At 65.5% G+C, this 18,880-nt stretch carries 18 protein-coding genes and 1 tRNA gene; 7 read left to right on the top strand and 12 right to left on the bottom strand.

The genetic code is table 11. From position 1 onward, the window contains the following. Positions 1 to 14: 14 nt before the first annotated feature. On the bottom strand, positions 15 to 1,577 hold the full coding sequence (locus AC1RUR_RS22495) for an AMP-binding protein (RefSeq protein WP_492847957.1): 1,563 nt from the start codon (positions 1,575 to 1,577) through the stop codon (positions 15 to 17). 108 nt (positions 1,578 to 1,685) lie between these two features. On the opposite strand from AC1RUR_RS22495, the gene AC1RUR_RS22500 reads away from it, so the two are divergent. The 4 genes from AC1RUR_RS22500 (at position 1,686) to AC1RUR_RS22515 (ending at position 4,715) form a co-directional block, all read left to right on the top strand. Continuing rightward, positions 1,686 to 2,651: an NAD(P)H-dependent flavin oxidoreductase gene (locus tag AC1RUR_RS22500; RefSeq protein ID WP_492847959.1), complete on the top strand. Its 966-nt coding sequence runs from the start codon at positions 1,686 to 1,688 to the stop codon at positions 2,649 to 2,651. A 165-nt stretch (positions 2,652 to 2,816) separates the two neighbouring features. Continuing rightward, positions 2,817 to 3,065, top strand: a complete 249-nt coding sequence (locus tag AC1RUR_RS22505; RefSeq protein ID WP_271567644.1) for a hypothetical protein — start codon at positions 2,817 to 2,819, stop codon at positions 3,063 to 3,065. Positions 3,066 to 3,201: 136 nt separating this feature from the next. Next, positions 3,202 to 3,924 (top strand): hypothetical protein, encoded by a 723-nt coding sequence (locus AC1RUR_RS22510; protein WP_492847961.1) that lies wholly within the window; start codon positions 3,202 to 3,204, stop codon positions 3,922 to 3,924. An 89-nt stretch (positions 3,925 to 4,013) separates the two neighbouring features. After that, positions 4,014 to 4,715 (top strand): hypothetical protein, encoded by a 702-nt coding sequence (locus AC1RUR_RS22515; RefSeq protein WP_492847963.1) that lies wholly within the window; start codon positions 4,014 to 4,016, stop codon positions 4,713 to 4,715. 3 nt (positions 4,716 to 4,718) lie between these two features. Here the strand turns inward: AC1RUR_RS22515 and AC1RUR_RS22520 are convergent, their stop codons facing one another. Both AC1RUR_RS22520 and AC1RUR_RS22525 read right to left on the bottom strand, forming a co-directional pair. Continuing rightward, complete coding sequence (locus tag AC1RUR_RS22520; protein ID WP_492847965.1) at positions 4,719 to 6,299, bottom strand: GMC family oxidoreductase; 1,581 nt, start codon at positions 6,297 to 6,299, stop codon at positions 4,719 to 4,721. Positions 6,300 to 6,426: 127 nt separating this feature from the next. Beyond that, entirely contained in the window at positions 6,427 to 6,651 is a 225-nt protein-coding gene (locus AC1RUR_RS22525) for a cysteine rich repeat-containing protein (RefSeq protein WP_492847967.1), read from the bottom strand. A 234-nt stretch (positions 6,652 to 6,885) separates the two neighbouring features. Here AC1RUR_RS22525 and AC1RUR_RS22530 point away from each other — a divergent pair, with 234 nt between their 5' ends. Further along, on the top strand, positions 6,886 to 7,176 hold the full coding sequence (locus AC1RUR_RS22530) for a hypothetical protein (RefSeq protein WP_271567639.1): 291 nt from the start codon (positions 6,886 to 6,888) through the stop codon (positions 7,174 to 7,176). A 135-nt stretch (positions 7,177 to 7,311) separates the two neighbouring features. Here AC1RUR_RS22530 and AC1RUR_RS22535 read toward each other — a convergent pair whose 3' ends face one another. The 6 genes from AC1RUR_RS22535 to AC1RUR_RS22560 all read right to left on the bottom strand — a co-directional run bounded on the left by AC1RUR_RS22535 (position 7,312) and on the right by AC1RUR_RS22560 (position 14,006). Beyond that, positions 7,312 to 9,231 carry a sensor histidine kinase gene (locus AC1RUR_RS22535; protein ID WP_492847970.1) on the bottom strand — a complete coding sequence of 640 codons (1,920 nt, stop codon included), beginning with the start codon at positions 9,229 to 9,231 and terminating at the stop codon, positions 7,312 to 7,314. Then, positions 9,228 to 9,899 (bottom strand): response regulator, encoded by a 672-nt coding sequence (locus AC1RUR_RS22540; RefSeq protein WP_492847972.1) that lies wholly within the window; start codon positions 9,897 to 9,899, stop codon positions 9,228 to 9,230. The genes AC1RUR_RS22535 and AC1RUR_RS22540 overlap by 4 nt, the downstream gene beginning before the upstream one ends. A gap of 161 nt (positions 9,900 to 10,060) precedes the next feature. Beyond that, the gene (locus AC1RUR_RS22545) at positions 10,061 to 12,835 is read right to left on the bottom strand and encodes a T6SS phospholipase effector Tle1-like catalytic domain-containing protein (protein ID WP_492847974.1); all 2,775 of its coding nucleotides are present in this window, start codon (positions 12,833 to 12,835) and stop codon (positions 10,061 to 10,063) included. A gap of 221 nt (positions 12,836 to 13,056) precedes the next feature. Continuing rightward, positions 13,057 to 13,290 carry a hypothetical protein gene (locus AC1RUR_RS22550; RefSeq protein ID WP_492847976.1) on the bottom strand — a complete coding sequence of 78 codons (234 nt, stop codon included), beginning with the start codon at positions 13,288 to 13,290 and terminating at the stop codon, positions 13,057 to 13,059. Between the two features lie 156 nt (positions 13,291 to 13,446). Beyond that, entirely contained in the window at positions 13,447 to 13,749 is a 303-nt protein-coding gene (locus AC1RUR_RS22555) for a hypothetical protein (RefSeq protein WP_492847978.1), read from the bottom strand. A gap of 172 nt (positions 13,750 to 13,921) precedes the next feature. Further along, positions 13,922 to 14,006 (bottom strand) — tRNA-Leu (locus AC1RUR_RS22560). A gap of 155 nt (positions 14,007 to 14,161) precedes the next feature. Here AC1RUR_RS22560 and AC1RUR_RS22565 point away from each other — a divergent pair. Then, a complete protein-coding gene (locus AC1RUR_RS22565; RefSeq protein WP_492847980.1) occupies positions 14,162 to 14,701 on the top strand; it encodes a disulfide bond formation protein B in 540 nt (179 codons plus the stop codon). 3 nt (positions 14,702 to 14,704) lie between these two features. On the opposite strand, the gene AC1RUR_RS22570 is transcribed toward AC1RUR_RS22565, so the two are convergent. Both AC1RUR_RS22570 and AC1RUR_RS22575 read right to left on the bottom strand, forming a co-directional pair. Further along, complete coding sequence (locus tag AC1RUR_RS22570) at positions 14,705 to 15,790, bottom strand: AbrB family transcriptional regulator (protein ID WP_492847982.1); 1,086 nt, start codon at positions 15,788 to 15,790, stop codon at positions 14,705 to 14,707. A 96-nt stretch (positions 15,791 to 15,886) separates the two neighbouring features. Beyond that, the gene (locus AC1RUR_RS22575) at positions 15,887 to 16,159 is read right to left on the bottom strand and encodes a PsiF family protein (protein WP_492847984.1); all 273 of its coding nucleotides are present in this window, start codon (positions 16,157 to 16,159) and stop codon (positions 15,887 to 15,889) included. Positions 16,160 to 16,361: 202 nt separating this feature from the next. Here AC1RUR_RS22575 and AC1RUR_RS22580 point away from each other — a divergent pair, with 202 nt between their 5' ends. Further along, complete coding sequence (locus AC1RUR_RS22580) at positions 16,362 to 16,853, top strand: hypothetical protein (RefSeq protein WP_492847986.1); 492 nt, start codon at positions 16,362 to 16,364, stop codon at positions 16,851 to 16,853. 632 nt (positions 16,854 to 17,485) lie between these two features. Here the strand turns inward: AC1RUR_RS22580 and AC1RUR_RS22585 are convergent. Then, positions 17,486 to 18,577, bottom strand: coding sequence for a TRAP transporter substrate-binding protein (locus AC1RUR_RS22585; RefSeq protein WP_492847988.1), 1,092 nt, complete (start codon positions 18,575 to 18,577; stop codon positions 17,486 to 17,488). Between the last annotated feature and the right edge of the window lie 303 nt (positions 18,578 to 18,880).

Genomic DNA, 18,880 nt, shown 5'->3' on the forward strand with positions numbered 1-18,880 from the left:
GGCTGTCCAACACCTTAACCCACCATCCGATCCCGTCCGCTCCAGAAGCCTGCGCGCAGCACCTTCTTGTCGACCTTGCCGACGCCGGTCATCGGCAATTGCTTGACGAACTGGATCTGCTTGGGGGCGTGCGCCGACCCCTTTCGGGTCCGCACCATGTTGATCAGCTCGTCCGGATCAGGCTTTGCGCCCTCGCGTGGCACGACGATGGCGGTGACGGCCTCGCCCCATTTCTCGTCGGGGACGCCGACCACTGCGACCATCGCGACATCGGCATGTTGCGACAGCACATCCTCGATCTCGCGCGGAAAGATGTTGAAGCCGCCGGAGACGATCATGTCCTTCTTGCGGTCGAGGATGAACATGTAGCCGCGCTCGTCCTTGCGCGCGATGTCGCCGGTATGGACCCAGCCGTTCTTCAACGTCTCGGCCGTGATGTCGGGCCGCTTCCAGTACTCCGCCATGACATGCGGGGCGCGCACGCAGATTTCGCCGGCTTCGCCCGTCTTCACCTCCTGGTCGTTGTCGTCGATAATCTTGACCTCGCAGGCCGCGATCGGGAAGCCGCAGGACAGGAACAGCTCGGGAGTCTTCGGATCGTGATCCGCCTTGCGCAGCACCGAGACCGGATAGCATTCGGTCTGGCCGTAGAGCTGCGAGAACACCGGTCCGATCCGTTCGATGCCCTCGATCAGCCGGCTCGGTGACATCGCGGAGGCGCCGTAGAGCACGAGCTCGAGCGAGGAGAGGTCGGTCCTGCTCAGCGCGGGATGGTCGAGCAGCACGTAGATCATGGTCGGAACGAACAGCGTGAAGTTGATGCGCTCGCGCGTGATCGTCGCCAGCACGGCCTCGGGATCGAAACCCTTCAGCATGTGGACGGTGCCGCCGCGCATCAGGGTCGGCAGCACTTTGGTGCCGGCGACATGGCTGATCGGCGCGACCGTGAGGTAGCGTGCGCCATCGGGAATCTCGAAGTCGGCAAGGATCGCGGCCGCGGCTCCGGCATTTTCGCGATGGTAGCGCAGCGCACCCTTGGATTTTCCGGTCGTGCCGCCGGTGTAATTCAGCGTGGAGAGATCGTCGGGGCCGGCGAGGCAATGCGCGCTGGCATGGCCTTCGATCTCGATCGCCTGCAAGAGGTCGACGCCATAGTCTGCCGGTCCCATGGTGAAGACCGCCTTGAGCCAGTCCGCCTGCGCGGCGAGCTCGCCGCCGCGATCGCGGAAGGCAGCCGCATCGACCACCAGCACCTCGGCCCCGGAATCCTCGAGCTGAAACAGCTGGTCACCCCGCGATCCCAAAGGATGCAGCCAGGTGACGCAGAGCCGAGACAATTGCGCGGCGACACCCGCGCACCAGGTGTCGGCGCGGTTCGCAGTGAGGAAGGCGACGCGCGCGCCCGGCTGCAATCCAAGCCGCATGAACACGCCCTGGATGCGCCCGATCAGGTCGATGGTGCCCTGATAGCTCAGCGATCCGCCGGGCCAGGCGAAAGCGGTGCGGCCAGGATAGCGCGACAGTGCCCGCAGCGCCTGCGCGCAAGTCGGGGACGATGCGTGGAGCGGATCGGACATATGTTTCCTCGTTGCTTTGTCATCGGCTTCTGGCGTGCCAATGTTTGCCGTAACGCTAGCACAGGGAATGCGGGATGGAACGCCAAAGCCCGTGCGAGGGAGGCATGCGTGAGTTCAGATCACCTGCAACGTTTCCACGATCGTCTCGCCCTGCCGCTGATCGCTGCGCCGATGTTTCTGGTATCGGGCGTCGAGCTCATGGTCGCTGCCTGCCAGAGCGGCGTGATCGGCAGCTTTCCCACCGCGAATTGCCGTAGCGTGGAACAACTCGGCGAATGGCTCACCGACATTGAAGCGCGGCTGCGGCAGCATGAAGATCAAACCGGCCGCAAGGCCGCGCCGCTCTGCCCAAACCTGATCGTGCACCGCTCCAATGCGCGGCTGGAGCAGGATCTCGCGGTGCTGCTACGGCACAGGCCGGAGATCGTCATCACCTCGGTCGGCTCGCCTGCGCCCGTGTTGAAGCCGCTGCATGACGCAGGTGCGCTGGTGCTGGCGGATGTTGCCTCGATCCGCCACGCCGAACGTGCGGCGGAAGCGGGTGCCGATGGGCTCGTGCTGCTCACCGCCGGCGCGGGCGGGCAGACCGGGTGGCTCAACCCGTTCGCCTTCGTCCGTGCGGTGCGCGCGTTCTACGACGGCATCATCGTGCTCGCGGGCGGCATCAGCGACGGCCGCGCGCTGCATGCCGCGGAAGTGCTCGGCTGCGATCTCGGCTATATGGGTACGAAATTCATCGCGACGCGCGAGAGCATGGCGGATGACCGTTACAAACGGATGCTGGTCGCGAGCAGCGCCGACGACATTCTGCTGACCACCGCGTTCACGGGACTTCAGACCAACATGCTGAAGCCGTCGATCGTGGCCGCGGGTCTCGATCCCGACGACCTGCCGGCGCGCGGGGCCATCGACATCGCCAGGGACATCGATGTGACCGCGCGGGAGAACCGGCCAAAGCGCTGGCGCGATATCTGGAGCGGCGGGCACTCGACGTCCGGCGTGACCGATGTGCTCGCCGTCGGCGATCTCGTTGCGCGGACTGTTGCCGAATACCGCGAGGCGGGTGGACGGTAGCCGGGCTCCGTCATGCCCGGGACGAGCCTGGCCCTGACGGAGACTTCCGGCGCCGGTCACAGTTAATCCCGCATAGCTCCGCAGCCCCTCGCTTAACGGCAGATTAACCATCGCCTGCCCAGAATCCCCCTCAGGGCCGCCAGGCAGGACCGTGAGGGACAGGCGATGGACTTCGATTTTCTCAACTCCAAGACGGCGGCTTCGCTGGACGAAATCCGTGTCCGGGTGGCCCATGCGCTGGCCCGCCACCCGCTGTGCCGCAACGTGCGCTTCGACATCGTCAGCGTCCCCCGCACCCGCCGGGGCGGCAACTGGACGGTGACGCTGCAATCGGTCGAGCCGCGCGCGGTCTGGGAGGCCTCCGAGATCGTGGCGGACATCCAGGATGCCTACGATCTTGCGGCAGCTGCTTGATTTTACACGGCTTTTCGGCTGCGTCGCCGCAGGCGTGGTGATTGTCGCCGCAAAGGCACACTCAAGCCTTAATTCGTTCCATTTTCCCGGGCACCGTTAACAACATCGTGAACCGGTCCCTTCCCCGGAGAGACGTTTGTCCCGAGCCATCACCATCGTCGTGCTGACCTGTTTCCTCGTCCTCGGCGCTGCCACCACTGCCATTCTCGGACGCGACAGCGTGCCCAGCGTCTCTGCGGAGATGATCACCCAGGCCCCGCCGAAGCCGCTTGCGACCAACCGCGCCGCCAAGGCCGACCGTCTGGTTCCGACGCTGGCGCTGGCCTCGGCCGCGATCGAGCCGGTCCAGGTGCCCGCCGACAGGCTTGCGCAGACGCCCGTGCTGACCGAGCCGTTGCGCCAGGCCTTTGCCGCGGCGACCCCGTCCGATTTTCCGATGCCCAAGACGGGTTCATCGGCGAACTTGAACGAGGCGCCCGCCACGGCGGAAGTTCCCGCTGTCGAGGTCCCGGCCAAGCCGAAAGCGGTTGCCAAGCCGCAGCCGCAGAAGTCCTATTCGCTGCTGTCCGAAGTGCAGATCGCGGGGATCAGGGATCGCCTGAAACTGTCGTCGTCGCAGGAATATTATTGGCCCTCGGTCGAGACCGCGCTGCGCAACGTTGTCCGCAAGATCTCGGCGAACAGGCTCTCCAATCCGAACGCACCGCCCAGCGCGCAAATCGATCCGAATTGCGACGAGGTCCAGCAGTTGAAGTCGGCGGCGATGCCGCTGCTGTTCCAGCTGCGTGACGACCAGAAGGAAGAAGTGCGCAAGCTCGCTCGCCTCATCGGGCTCGAGAAGGTCGCGCAGCAGATCTGAATCGTGGTTCCCGCGCGTTAGGGAACCGCCGATATCAGGAACATCCGGCAATCTTCAGGCGTTGCCCGCTCCAAACAGGGAGCGGATCAATGCGCGCCTCGACAGCCTATTTCGTCGGTGCCGGAACCATCGTCGCGGCCATCGCCATTGGTCTCGGTGGCGGCATCGTCGCCGGCAACATCATGAATCCGATCGCGCCCAAGCAGGGCCCGGACACCGGCAAGATGGCGCAACGCGCCGAAGCCGCCGCAACGCCGGCGATGACAGGTGCGCCGGCGGAGCGCGTGCAATATCTCGCCGGCTCGCAAACTTTCGGTGCGATGATCGCCGCGCCCGCGCAGGCACAGGGCGAAGCAAAGCCTGAGACAAAGCCCGACGCGCAAACCACTCAGGCGCAAACCACTCAGGCGAAGGCCGAGCAGTCTGCGCCGCAGTCGTCGCAAGCGGCGGCAGTCGAGCCGCCGAAGCAGGCATCGGAATCGTCTCCGCAAGTCGCAAAGCCCGTCGAGCAGGCTTCGACAGAGCTATCCGCTTCACCCGACAATGCCTATGCCAAAGCGAGGGATGCCGACGTGAAGCGTGCCGCGTCCGAACGGCGCCGGATGGATCGCCGCGAGCGTTGGGCCGACCATCATCGCTACGACCTGCGTGATCCACGTGGCACGCGCGACCGTACCGATTGGGACGATGTGGCGCGGAGCGTCCGCGAAGATTCCGATGCGCGCGACTATGCGGGCCGCCCGCGCAGTGGTTTTCCGCAGATCAGGCTGTTCGGTCCCGACGACGATTAGCGCTTAGCCCAGGATCGCGGCTGCGGCACGCTCGGCAATCAGGATCGTCGGCGTCTGGATGTTGCCGGAGACCATGATCGGGATCACCGAGGCGTCGGCGACATGCAAGCCGTCGATGCCGCGCACCTGCAAGCGCCGCGGATCGACGACGGCCAGATCGTCGGTGCCCATCCGGCAGGTCGAGGCGGCGTGATAGAGCGTGGTGCAATGGCCTCGGATGTAGTCGCCGATCTCGGCGTCGTTCACCGCTTCCGCGCTCGGCGTGACCTCGCCCTCGATCATCTCCTTCAGCGGCGATTGCGCGGCGATGCGGCGGTTGATGCGCACGCCTTCGATCAAGGTCGCGATGTCGCTGCCGCTCGCATCCGACGTGAAATAGCAGGGGTCGATCGCGGGATGCTCGATCGGATCGGCCGAGCGCAGCGTGATGCGGCCGCGGCTGTTCGGCCGCTGCAAGGTCGCATGCAGGGTGATGCCCGGCCTGGACGACAGGAAGCGGACATAGTCGCGGTGCGGGCTGATCGCGCCGTAGAGCTGGAGGTCGGGCTCGACATCGGGGCGGCTGCGCACATGCGCGCCGGCGGCGACCCAGGGCGAGGTGCGCGGACCGCTGCGGTGCGTCTGCCACTCCTCGAGGCTCGCGGCCAGACTCTCCTCGGTCCAGGCGCCGACGCCGATCTTCTCCTTCGTGTAGAAGGTGATGGGAATGTTGATGTGATCCTGGAGATCCCTGCCGACGCCCGCCAGCTCGTGCACGACGTCCACGCCGGCCGCCTTCAATTCGTCGGCGGGGCCGACGCCCGACAGCATCAGCTGTTGCGCCGAGCCGATCGCGCCGGAGGCGAGCACCACCTCGCTGGTGGCGAAGGCGCTCTTCGGTTGCCCGTTATCGAGATATTCGACGCCGATGGCGCGTGAGCGCTCGATGATGATGCGGGTGACGCGCACGCCCGTCTTGAGCGTGAGATTGGCGCGCGTCAGCGCCGGGCGCAAATAGGCCTTGCCGGTGCCGAAACGCTCTCCGTCCCGGATGACGAACTGGAAGAAGCCGGCGCCTTCCTGGGTGGCGCCGTTGAAATCGGGATTGTGCGGAAGACCTGCGGCCTGGGCCGCCTCCAGCCATTTCAGCTCGTTCGCGTCGACATGGGAAACGTCGGCGACGTGCAGCGGCCCGCTTGTGCCGTGCAAGGGATCGTCGATGAAGCGCGTATTGTTCTCGAAGGCGATGAATTTCGGCAGCACGTCGCACCAGGCCCAGCCCGCGCATCCCGCCTTCGCCCAGCCGTCGTAATCGGAGGGCAGGCCGCGGATGTAGATCATCGCATTCATCGCGCCGGAGCCACCGACCATCTTGCCGCGCGGCCAGAAGATCCGCCGTCCGCGGCAGCCCGCTTGCGGCTCGGTGTAATAGCCCCAGTCGACCGCCGTGTTGAACATCGTCGGCCAATCCGACGGAATGTCGGAGGCGAGTGGCGCCGCCCGGCCAGCCTCCAGCACCAGCACCTTGCGGTGCGGATCGGCCGACAGCCGGTTGGCCAGCACACAACCGGCCGAGCCGGCGCCCACGATGATCGTGTCGTACATTGAAGAGCACTCCGCCAAGACATTTACGCAGCGAAGCGCTTGCAAGATTTGTGCTTTGGAATGGTCGTCTGTTGCTTCACCCTCCCCTGGAGGGACCCTGGAGGGGGAGGGTGAAGCTTACGCCAGATCAGCCGCCGCGCGATTCCACCACCTTGCGGCAGCTGTCTGAAAGCTTCGACTTGTTCTCGCGCAGGCAGGCGTTCATCTGCGGCGGTTTGCCGACATGTTCGGCGCAGAATTTGCTGGCGTCGCCGCGGCAGGCCATCTGCTCCTGCAGCGTCGGTCCGGATTGTGCTGCGGCGGGCAGGGCGGTGGCGGCAAGCAGCAGCGCGGCAAGAACCGAAATCTTCATAAAGCACCTCTTTGGGATTGTCGGTGGTCCCGTCTGGGATCAAGCGGGCGGACCATCTCGCGAAGCCTTGGTGCCGGTCCATGCCATGTTCATGGCATCGGCCCCCGCGTCTGGCCGGCGGTCCCCCCATCTTCATGGCATGTATCCGCCCGCCGTCTTTTGCCATTCAGACTGCACGTCGGCTGCGAAAACCGGTGATTGCACCGGGACGCCGAACGGGAGCAGGAGAGCAAGATGTCGAAAAGAGCGGGAGCGCTGAGCGCCGGGCTGACGATCATGGCGCTGGCGGGTGCGGCGATGGTGTCGCTAGGTACGAGCCCGGCGCAGGCGGTGGTCTATTGCAAGACGGTCGGCGTACCCAAGGGCTGCGTGGTGCGGCCGACGGCGGCGGTGGTGGTCGCGCCGGGAGCCCCGGTCGCGGCAGCGGCGGTCGCAACGCCCGGCGTCGGTGCGCCCGGTGTCGGCGTCCGTGCAGGCACGCCGATGAATCGCGGCGGCCCGGTCAATCGCGTCGGCGTGCGCTGACAATCTCGTTCGATTGAATTGATTGCATCGCTTCGGGCACAGGAGCCTTGCGGACGAACCCCCCGTCCTCCGCAGGCAAAACATCCGGCCCGTTCCCTCTCTCCGCGCGTCCCACACGTTCGGGGAGGGGGCTTTTCAGCCCGCAGCAGCGTCGCTGTCGGGAAAGGTTTGCGGCAATTGCAGCCGCACCCGCGTGCCCCCGGCATCCGAGCTCAGATCGAGCACGGCGCCGCAGCGCGCAGCGCGGCTTCTCATATTGCGCAAGCCCCGCGCGGTCTGGCTCGCAGCCGCGGCCTCGCCGGCCAGTGCGAAACCACGGCCGTCGTCGGTCACGCTGATCACGCCGTATGGCCCCCGGTCTGTGTCAAGCGTTTCGATGGTGACCGCGATACTACGGGCGTGTGCGTGCTTGACGGCATTGGTCACGGCCTCGTCGAGGATACGCACGATCTGGATGACGTGCCATGGCCTGAGCTCGGGATGCAGCGGTAGGCCCTGCGGCGTCGCCACGCGCCAGTCGAGCGCGATGTCGTGCGGCCGCAATTGCATCGCCGCGCGTTCGCGCCAGGAGCCGAGCGCGAGCATGAGGTCGCCGCCGATGTCGTCCATGGAGTCGATGACGAGACGGAGATCCTTCAGCGCGGCGCGGGCGGCATCCGTGATGGTCGCGCCCTCATGGCCGCGCTCGGACAGCGCGACGATGCTGACGAGCTGGCCGCCGAGGCCGTCATGCAGGTCGCGCATCAGCCGCGTGCGTTCGTTGGCGAGTGCGGCGGCACGGGCGCGTGCCTCCTCGCGGGCAAAGCTCGCCTTCAGCCGCTCCTCGGCCTCGCGCACGCGCGTCACGAGCTGACCGGCGAAGCTGTCGACCTGGTTCAGCGCACGGGCGAAGCGCCAGGTCAGCCCGGCGCCGATCGCGACCAGCATCGCCGAATAGGACAGGCGCGAAACGAAGATGCGCTCATTGGTCACGATCTCGAACACCGACAGCATGTCGTGGACCCAGCAGGTCAGCACGATGCTCACGGCGCAGCCGAGCGTGAAGCTCGCGGCATCCTGCCGCCGCACCACCGCGGCCGCGGTGACGCAGGCCATCAGGAACAGGCAGACCCCGACCGTGGGGATGCCAAGCAGGAGAAACAGAATGCGCGGCAGCGGCGGCCCGGCGATCACCCCGACCACGAACACGACGATGCCCGGCACGAACAGCAGCGCGCCGTAACGCGGCCAGCGCCAGCCGAAGAACAGCACGCCGAACATGACGATCAGCGCGCTCTCGGCCGGGGCCGATGCCAGCAGCACCGCGGCAAGCCGAGACGTGGTGGCCGGCGGCACCGGCGGCGGAACGAACGCCTGCACGACGCCGAGCACCATCGCCGCCGCCAGCACGCCATAGACCGGCTCGCGTCGCCGCATCAGCCACATGATCGCGAGGATCACGGCGAGGATGGACTGCCAGGCGGAGAACACCACGGGCAAGGTGACGAACAGCAGCGTGCGTGTCTCATAGGCGGGACGCAAAGCCGCATCGGGTCCGACATAGACGGTGTCGAGAAAACCCTTCAGCGGGCCCCATACGAAAAGCCGCACCGTGATCTCGTTGCCGCCGTCGCGCAGCAGCGATGCGGGGATGAACGCGATCTGCGGCGTGTTGCGGTCCGGCCGGTTGGCGTTGGCATCGCGCCGGGAATCGAGCACCACGACGCCGTTGACGGCGACTTCCACCGCATTGCTGAAGCGCGGCAGGAATACCGACCATCCCGCCGCCGCCTCGCCGCGCCGGTACGTGAAGGCGCCAGTGTAGAGCGGCGGGTCGGCCAGCGAGTAGCGCGACGAGGTGAAATGCGGCAGCGTCACGGGACGTGTCGCGCCGTCCTCCCGCAGCGAAAATCCGCTCAGGGCAAAATCGTCGGGGTCGCTCGGCTGGAGCAGCCGCAGTCCGAGGATGGTGGCGATCACGATCAACGCCTGGAGCAGCAGATAAGGCACGAGGCGCGCGGCCAGCAGCCGGCGCCGCGCGGGTTTGACCGGTGCCTTCGCCGCGATCTCGCTCACAGCTTGATCAGGCCCTGCTGCACCGCCTCGAACACCGCTTCGCTGCGCGTATGCACTTCGAGCTTGCGATAGATGTTCTTGATGTGGCCGGGCACGGTCTGCCTGGACAGGCCGAGATGGCTCGCGATCTCGGCATAGCTGAAACCCTTGGCGATGCCCCAGAGGATGTCGATCTCGCGCGGCGTCAGTCTTGCGGTGTTGAGTGCGGGGCCCGGCGGCGGCTCTGCCGAATTCTGCGTTCGCCGTACGATGAAACGGGCGATCGAGGCCGAGATCGGCGAATGGCCGGCGACCAGGTCGCGCACGGTGGTGGCGATATCGGTGGGGAAGGCGTCCTTGAGGAGGTAGCCGGTGGCACCGACCGTGATCGCGGAAATCACGCTCTCCTCGTCGCCGAGCGCCGAGATCACCATGATCTCGGTGTCGGGAAGGCGCTGCCGGACCTCGCGGATCAGCTCGACGCCGTGGCCGTCGGGAAGCCTGAGATCGGTGAGCAGCACGCGCGGCGCCGCCTCTCCCAGCGCTGAACGGGCTTCGCCCAGCGTGCCGGCGCTGCGCACCTCGTAGCCGGCCTTGACCAGCGCGTCCTGGAGCCGCCAGCAGGTCGGCGCGTCATCCTCGACGAGGAGGATGGTGATGGCTTCACCCGTCTCGCCCTGTTCGCTCATGTCCATCGTCCCGCACCGCGTGTCCCCCGCGGCGCAAGGCCAAGTTTAGCCGCGGCACGGGCGCCGCGACACCCATAATCATGGGGCGGGGGAGACCCATGGCGCTGGGCCAGCAGCTGCTGGCCGATGAGGTCACCTGAAGTGAGTTGCGGCTCCAGGCGCTATTTGTTCACCGGCGGTTGGTCCACCGGCAGCGATGGTGCCGGCAGCCGCTGCACCGTGATCCGCGCGGTTCCGCTGTTGTTCTTGTAGTACTGCTCGTCCGGTCCGAAATAGGCGGCGTATTTTGCCGGGACCAACCATCGCAGGAATTCCGGAAAGATCTGCACGGCGTCGTTGACGTAGAAGAACAGCTCGCCGGAGTCGGGCGCCACGAATTCGGCGACCATCCGGTTCGCCAGCTTCTGCGTGTCCCAGACCTTGCGTGCCGTGTCGTTCTTGGGAAGCGCATCGAATGTACCCATTCCGGCCACGTCGCCCTTGAGCTTCTTCAGCTTCTCCGTGTCGGCGGGATCGGCCAACTCCGTCGCATCCTCGAGATGCACGGGATATCTGTTCTTCGACTTGTCATTGTCCTTTTCCGCAGGGAGGGTCGGATTCATCCGGCGGGGCAGCTCATCGGCGGACATCGCGTTCACGGCTTGCAGTGGTTGATCGTTCAAGCCCTTCTCGCCGACGCGCACCATCGGCTGGAACCAGTCTGCGCCGAACAGCCGCCGAATCGGCAAGGCGAAGTAGTGATGTGTTTCGTAGGTCTGGAATCCGTTGACGCCGGTCATGATCGTGCGATCGAACCAGGGTTCATCCATATCGATCCAGACGCGGTATTTGCGGCCTTTCTCGACCGAAAGCCTGCTTGCCCAGCAGAACTGGTCGACCTTGAACGGCTCGGTTGCCTGGACAGCCTCGTCACCCACCGGCTTCGCCGGCGCGATATTCGCCGGCCCCTTTACCCCGGCTCTTTTTTCCCTTTCCGCCCTTGTGTCGGGGCTCTCGCAAACCTGGCCCGTCGCGAGGCGCCAGGTAAAGAAGCTGCTCGAGCCGATCAGGAGGCCCAAGGCATAGATCGCGACGATGGCGACGATCGGAAAGACGAACTTGGCGAACGGGACGTGTAGCCATCCGCCGTTGCTCTGCATGAAGCCGCCGAATTTGAACAAGAAGTTCAGCCTGCTGAGGTTCTTCAGGCTTGCCTTGCGGTCCGGCCGGTACCAGGCGAGCCGCGCCCGCTCCTGAATGCCGTCGCGCAGCAGGGAGTTCACACGCCAGACGCCCCACGTGAACAGCACGACGAGCAAGGTCAGGCTGGGGTAGTAGAGCGCGATGTCGAGCCATGGCCCGGCATAGGACGGCAAGACGTTCTTGAGCAGGTTGGCGATGGGCCCGATCACGGCGCCGAGGCCCCAGTCGATGTCGGTGATGATCCGCAGCACGAGGGTATCGCGCAGGCCGTTCTCCACCGACAATTCGACGATCTTGTGCGCGATCCACGGCCAGGCGACGATCACACCGGCCATGATGAGGAGCGAGAAATAAGCCACGCGCCGCCACCACACGGCGCCATGCGCGAGATTGACCATCTCCGCGTTGGGTGCTGCCATCGCGGCGAAGGCGCCGGCTTGCTCCTTGTCCCCCAAGCCCTTGGCCTTTTGCAGATAGGCGTCCTGCATGGCCTTATGCGTGCCGGCATCGGTGAGCTCCTGGATGCTTCCATCGGGCATCAGCACGCGCGCGTTTGCTGGAAGCATGATCGGTGCGTAGTCATCGCACCCGAATAGCATCCGCTCGACCACGGCGAAGTGTACCACCGGCGGGCCGCCATTTTCCTCACCGACGCGGATCGGACGAGGATCGTATCGGTACAGCACCGCCGCGCCGCTGCGTGAATCATGCCGTGGTCCGATCGCCGACTGATAGGCTTGGAAATGCTCGATCGATCCGTTCTGGAAGCGGAGCTGCCCACCGAGCTGTTCGACCATCCAGACCAGCGGGACGAAGGAAAGGGAGGACTCCGGATAACCGCCGCCGATATCGGAATGCACGCCGGCGAACCACACCTCGTTGACGGTCTGGTGCGTCTCTTTCAGTTTTCTCTGGTCGATGCGCAAGGGATGGAAGCTGGTGCGCTCGTCATCCAGCGCGAGCGCGTGACAGGCGCGCTTCACCGTGCGTGAGAGTTCGTGGTTGCGGAACGAGATTGGCCAGACCGACCAGTCGATCGCCACGCGTAATTCCTCGATCGGGACGCCGAACGCTTCGACTGTGTCGAACAGTCCGAGAAATTCGATCTTGACGTTTCTCCGGCCGACCATGGCCTTGCGGACGGTGCAATAGGAGCGGTGGCCGCAGAAGAAGTGATAAATGAGGAGCAGCAGGTCTCGAATCCAGCGTGTTATCCAGATCGTCGGAAGGCTCCAATAGCCGACCGACTTCTTGCGGTATTCCCGCCACGCCGCCATGGCGTTGCGCTCCATCTCGGCATGTGAGACCGGTTCGCCCTTGATCTCCGCGGGCACCAGGCCCTGGCTCGCGATCAGCGCCGCCAGCGTGCGCGCGGTGAAGGCGCCGCGGCTGAAGCCGAAGATGTAGATCTCGTCGCCCTCGCGCCAGTTCCAGCACAGGAAGCGGTAGAGCTTGCGGACGTTGCCGGGCACGCCGATGCCGGTGGCGCCGTCGAGCGCGGCGAGCGGCGCCCAGCCGGCGGTGCCGACGCCCTTGATGTAATAGGCGATCTGGTCCGGCTGAGTGTGGTCGAGCGCCTCGTAGAGACGCCAGACGCTGGATTCCTGGGTCGTGAAGGCATTGCCCGTGCCATCGGCGAACAGCACCAGCTTGCGTCGCGACCGAGCGGCGGTCGTGCCGTCGGCATTCACGTCGCTATGCGGGAGTTCCGGTCTGGCGATATCGGTGTTCCGCGCGCCATCATGATGTGGCATGGGCTCCTCCGGCAATTGCACGAGGAAGCGTTTCAGGCCCGCGCCGGACGCCACTTCCCCGATTCAATCAATGGTTGCGTTATGAAATAACGTGTATTCTGCACACAATCCCGCTGAGGTGGCAAGCAGGAACGTGCCGTCTCGCAGTGGTCGGCGGGCCGGACGGCTACGGGGCGGTCATGTGGATCGTCGCAGGGTGGTTACGTTGACGCTCACCCACTCTACGAAACGTCCATTCGCGGCGGCGGATAACGCCGCGCCAGCGCCGACAGCGGCAGATGCCGCTCGCCTTCCGGCAGCTCCAGATAGGCGAGCACGAGCGGCCGCTTCCAGTCGCCGACGCCGAAATCCATCGCCGTCCATTTTTGCGGCTCGGGGCCTTCGAGGCCCCGGACCCAGACGAAATAGCGGGGAAGGTCGTCGATGTCGGCTTCCGTCGTGCGTCTCCTGGCCATCAAAGCTGCTCGCTGCCACACCAACTGTTGCCGCAGGATATAGGTACAAGCCCGGCGAAGTCGAACGCCTCGACGGTCGTTCGTACCGGCACGCACGCGGCCTTCTGCCGGCACGGCGTGTCCGCGACGCCGGCAAGTGTACGCGGCACTTTCTCGTCACTGCCAGAGCCGGCTCTCCGCCACACGGTTGATGTCGGCGAGCCGGCGGTCAGCGTCGGCGTTCAGGTCGATGCTCGCAACCAGCGTCAGCAGGCGGTGATAGGCGCCCTCGGCGACCTCGACCGGCAGCGGGGCCTCGTCAAAGGCCTCGACATAGCTGCCGACGACACCGCCGAGCAGGCGGCAGAGACCACGCTGGGCGGGATCGTCCCGGCCGAGCGTCTCGAGCTTTTGCTGGAATGTCCGGAAGGTGCGCAGGCCGTGGTGCTGCTCTGAAAGCCACGCGTGCAGGTCGTTCATGTGAGCTCCTTCGAGTTACGGAAGAAGCTACCGGTTTATACAGGTGGGATGTGACGATTGGAAGGGGAGGGAATGTTGATCCAGTCCGTCTTCGCCAAGAGGCTTCGCCGGACACGCTTCGCCTTTCCGGCTTGGCGTGGCTGCGCCACGCGAAGCCCGTAAGGGCGAAGCGTGGTGCCCCTGGCCGGAATCGAACCAGCACTCCTTGCGGAACTCGATTTTGAGTCGAGCGCGTCTACCAGTTCCGCCACAGGGGCCCTCGGTCGGCCCCAAAAGCGGGCGTCGCGAAGCCGGCGGACTATAGCCATGGCCAAAGCGAGGTCAACCCGCGCCAAAGTGATCCCGGCCGTTCTCGACAGCTGCATGGGCCGGGGTTAGAGGCTATGGAAGCGACCCACCGGAAGAGGCTGCCGTGACGACCCAGAGTGCCGCAATACCTGCATTCAAGCCGGCGGCCGCGAGCCCTGCGTTGACCGCCTCGCTGCTCGTCACGTTGATTGCGGCAGCCACGATCGCGGGCGCCTGGTTCTTCCAGCTCGTGCTGGAGATCCTGCCCTGTCCGCTCTGCCTGGAGCAGCGTTACGCCTATTACCTCGCGATCCCGCTCGGCGCGCTGACGGCGCTTGCGGCGAGGAGCGGGGCGCCGCGGCCGCTGCTGCTCGCCGCCTTGGCGATCCTCGCGCTGGCGACGCTCGCCAATGCCGGCCTCGGCACCTACCATTCCGGCGTCGAATGGGGGTTCTGGAAGGGGCCGACCGACTGCTCCGGCCCCGTCGTCAATCTTGGCAACGCTGGGGATCTCTTCTCGCGGCTCGACACCGTGAAGGTGGTGCGCTGCGACGAGGTGCAGTGGCGCTTTCTCGGCCTTTCGCTCGCCGGCTACAACGTGCTGATCTCGCTGCTGATGGCCGCGATCGCCGCGTGGGGATTTGTGGCGACTGCGAAGCGCTAGAGCCTAATCATCCACGTCGTCCTGCGTGCGGCCGAACAGGTGCACGATGCCGGGCGTCGCGATCGTCACGAACACGAAGCGCGACAGATGATGGGCGCCGACGAAAATCGGGTCGATGTGCAGCGTCAGCGCCAAGGCCAGCATGGCGTCCATCGCGCCCGGCGCGAAGGCGACGACGACGTCGGAGAACTTCACCTGCGTGGTGAGAGCGACGATGCCGACGAAGAGCGCGGAGACGGCGATTGCCACGGCAAATGACCCCAGCGCCGCGTTGATGTGGCCGGCGAGGGTCTTGATCCGCATCCGCGCGAAACGGCTGCCGATCAGGGCGCCGATGCCGATCAGCGCCACGCCGCGCCCCCAGTCCGGCAGGCCGCCCTCGACCCAGCCGGCGCCATGCAGCACGCTGGAGCCGATCATCGCACCGAACATCCAGCTTGCCGGAAACTTGATCAGCCGCAGCACGAGCGCTGCGGCCAGCGAGGCTGCGACCAGCTCCACGAGGTCGAGCGGCGAGGCAATGGCCGTCGTCAGGGACGGCGCAGCCGAAGGCGCCACGCCCGCGAGCGCCAGCACCATCGGCAGTGCCGCAGTGAGGATGATGACGCGCATGGTCTGCACCACCGCGATGCCCGGCAGGTCGGCGCCGCGCTCGACCGCCAAAATCGTGATCTGCGACAGCGCGCCGGGGCTGCCGGCGAGGAAGGCCGAGGTGCGGTCCCAGCCATGGATGCGCTGGAGGTAGTAGCTCGAGCCGAAGGTCGAGCAGAAGGTAGCGAGCGCGAGCAGGCCGATGGTCAGAGGATAGGCGCTGACCTGCTGGATCAGATGGCGCGAGACGACCGAGCCCAGCGAGATGCCGAGCAGCACCAGCACGGTCTGGGTCAGGAGCGGCGGCAGCATGAGCTGGCGCCCCGCGATCGCGGCGATCCCGACCGCGATCATCGAGCCCGAGATCAGCCCGCCGGGAAGATTGGCGACGAGAAACACCAGGCCGCCGGCAGTGCCGATGACGAGTGTCTCCACCGTGCTCAAGATCTTGGCACGGCTTGGCCATTCGAACGACAGGGAGGCGGTGATTTGCTTCACACCGCCTTATCGCAAATCGGCGAGAGGCGCACAATTGCGGCTACGTCATGCCGCAATGCGCACGCCCCTCATTGCTCGCGGAAGATCGTGACGGATTTACTTCTTGTCGGCGGTGGGGGCGGCAGTGCCGGCCTTCGCGGTCTTGATGCACTCGGAGCGGAATTTCTTGCGCTCCTTGCCGTGCAGGCCCTTGGCATCCGCCTGCTTGGAGCATTCCAGCGACTCGGTCGAACGCTCCTTCGGCGCCTTCTTGTCGGCGGTGGCAGCGGCGTCGGTCTTGGCAGCCGGCGCAGCCGTCTGCGCGAAGGCGGTGCCGGTGGCGAGCAGGGATGCGAGGGCGACGGCAGCGAGACGAGAGGCGAGGGTCATGGTGTTGCACTCTTCTTGGCAAAATGGCGAAGGGATGGAACGTCGACCCGCGTTGCTGAACGCGACATGAATGGTTCGTGTGGCGGGGATCACTATATTTTGGCGGCGAAAGCCATCGCCTTCTTGTCGGAAGCGACCGGCACGCTAGGATAGCAATCCTCGTTTCGCTTCCGTCCGGGAAGACCAAGGAGGAGACCTAGGGATGACCATTCAGACAAAATTGTTGTGTGCGATCGTGGTGTCGGGTGTTGCGGCATGGGTGGCCACAGCACCGGCGCAGGCGCTGACCTCGCAGGAGTGCAGCGCGAAATACCAGGCTGCCAAGAAGGACGGTTCGCTCGGTACGATGAAATGGAATGACTTCCGCAAGGCCCAGTGCGGCGCCGATGCGACGCCCGCCGCTGCGCCGGCCGCGGCTGCACCGGCCGCGCCCGCCGAGCCGAAGACGGCTGCAAAGAAGGAGGCGGCGCCCGCTGCCGCCCCGGCGCCGACCCTGCCGGCCGGACCCGCAATCTTTCCGAACGCGGTCGACTCGAAATACGCCAAGGAGCCTGCCGGCAAGGCGCGGCTGCACACCTGCGTCGACCAGTACAATGCCAACAAGACCACCAATGGCAATGGCGGCTTGAAGTGGATCCAGAAGGGCGGCGGCTATTACAGCGAATGCACCAAGAAGCTGAAGGGCGCCGCCTGAGCTTCGACGTAACGGGATGCGATGGCCGGAGCACAGCTCCGGCCATTTTCGTGTGTGCCGAGTATGAACGACAGCTTGGAGGTGGAAGTCCTCTATCCAGCCTGATGACGGCGAAGGATTAGCGAAGCGCAAGGGCGCCATCGCGAGATGGGGTCTGAAGAAAGCCCGGAGCAAAGCCGCGGCCCGATGGACAAGAACCGGATGCGGTCGGTCTTACCTCGGGAGGTCTGCGCTGTGTCCCGGCAACGGGACTGAGGCGGCCGTAAGGTGGCCTGACCGCAGCGCAGAAGTCAGCAGACGGCATTGGAGGCGGAACGAGTTTCGCTGAAGGCCCGAACGCTGGAAAGACGTTTGGATGTGGAAACCTCGAGCCGGCCATGCGGCGGAAATCCAGGTCACTGGCCTTGGGAGCGGCGGGAAAGGGTGAAGCCCGGACGGCGCCGCTCAAAGGAGCCGAAGCCAACGCGACGGAGTCCACCATCTGAACCTCAGGCGCGGACGCAAAACAAACCGTTCGCGCTTAGTCCGGTGAACCGCCGGATACGGACCCGTATGTCCGGTCGTGTGGGAGGGGCGACGTCGCGAGACGTCCCCCCTATCCCGATTTCCAACTCAGCAAACCGCTAAGCGCCTCACGTCCGCGTGCGCATCCGCATCATGAAGCTGTCGTAGCTGAGCTCGGCGACCTGCATCCAGGCGAGCGACTCGTTCCGGAAGGCGGACAGGCTCGTGTACATCTTGTTGAAGTGCGGGTTGGTCTTGGTGAGGTCGGCGTAGATCTCGTTCGCGGCGCTGTAGCAGGCCTCAAGCACCTCCTGCGGGAACGGCTTCAGGATCGCGCCGGCCACCAGCAGGCGCTTCAGCGCCGGCGGGTTGACGTAGTCGTATTTGCCGGTGACCCAGGTGAAGGTGTCGCGCGAGGCCATCTCGATCGCGGCCTGGTAGGGCTTGGGCAGCGCGTTCCATTTGTCGAGATTCATGATGTTGTGGCCCTGGCCGGTGCCTTCCCACCAGCCCGGATAGTAGTAGTACTTCGCGACCTTCACGAAGCCGAGCTTCTCGTCGTCATAGGGCCCAACCCATTCGGCCGCGTCGATCGTTCCCTTCTCCAGCGCCGGATAGATGTCGCCGCCCGCGATCTGCTGCGGCACGCCGCCGACCTTGGCGATGATCGTGCCGGCGAAGCCGCCGACGCGGAATTTCAGTCCCTTGAAATCCTCCATCGATTTGATCTCCTTCCGGAACCAGCCGCCCATCTGGGCGCCGGTCGAGCCGGTTGGAATGCCGACGGTGTTGTATTCCTTCAGGAGGTCGTTGAGCATCTCCGTGCCGCCGCCGAAGTGCAGCCAGGAGATGTGCGCCCGCGTGTTCAGCCCGAACGGCAGCGACGTGCCGAAGGTGAATGCGGGGTTCTTGCCCCAATAATAGTACAGCGCCGTGTTGCCCATCTCGACGGTGCCGTTCGACACGGCATCCAGCACCTGCAGGCCCGGGACGATCTCTCCGGCCGCGAACGGCTGGATCTGGAATTTGTTGTCGGTGACCTCGGCGACGCGCTTGCAGAAATATTCGCAGCCGCCATAGAGCGTATCGAGTGCCTTGGGCCAGCTCGCAGCGAGCCGCCATCTCACTTCAGGGCTCGACTGCGCAATGGCCGGCGCGGCGACTGCCGTGCTTGCCGCCAGGCTGGCGCCAGTCACTTTCAGGAAATCACGACGTTTCATGCGTATCCCTCCGTTGCGCCGATTCATCGACCAGGGGAACGATCTTGTGTCGTCTTGGCTTCGCCGATAACCGACGTGGTGTTGTGACGATGTGGGCGTTTCCGAAGGCCCTTAGGGGCTCTTTGTGGATTCCGCGCGTTGCGGTTCCGATGGTCAGGATGACCGGTCGCCCAGGGATAATCAAGCGGCGTCGGCGTGCTCGCAGTTGCGAAGGCGCACTGGAGCTCATCGGACATGAGCAATGAGAAGTCGTCATGCCCGGGCTTGTCCCGGGCATCCACGTTCTTCGTGCCGTGTGGTTCG

The sequence above is a fragment of the Bradyrhizobium sp. GW821-FHT12B03 genome (genome assembly GCF_058807535.1).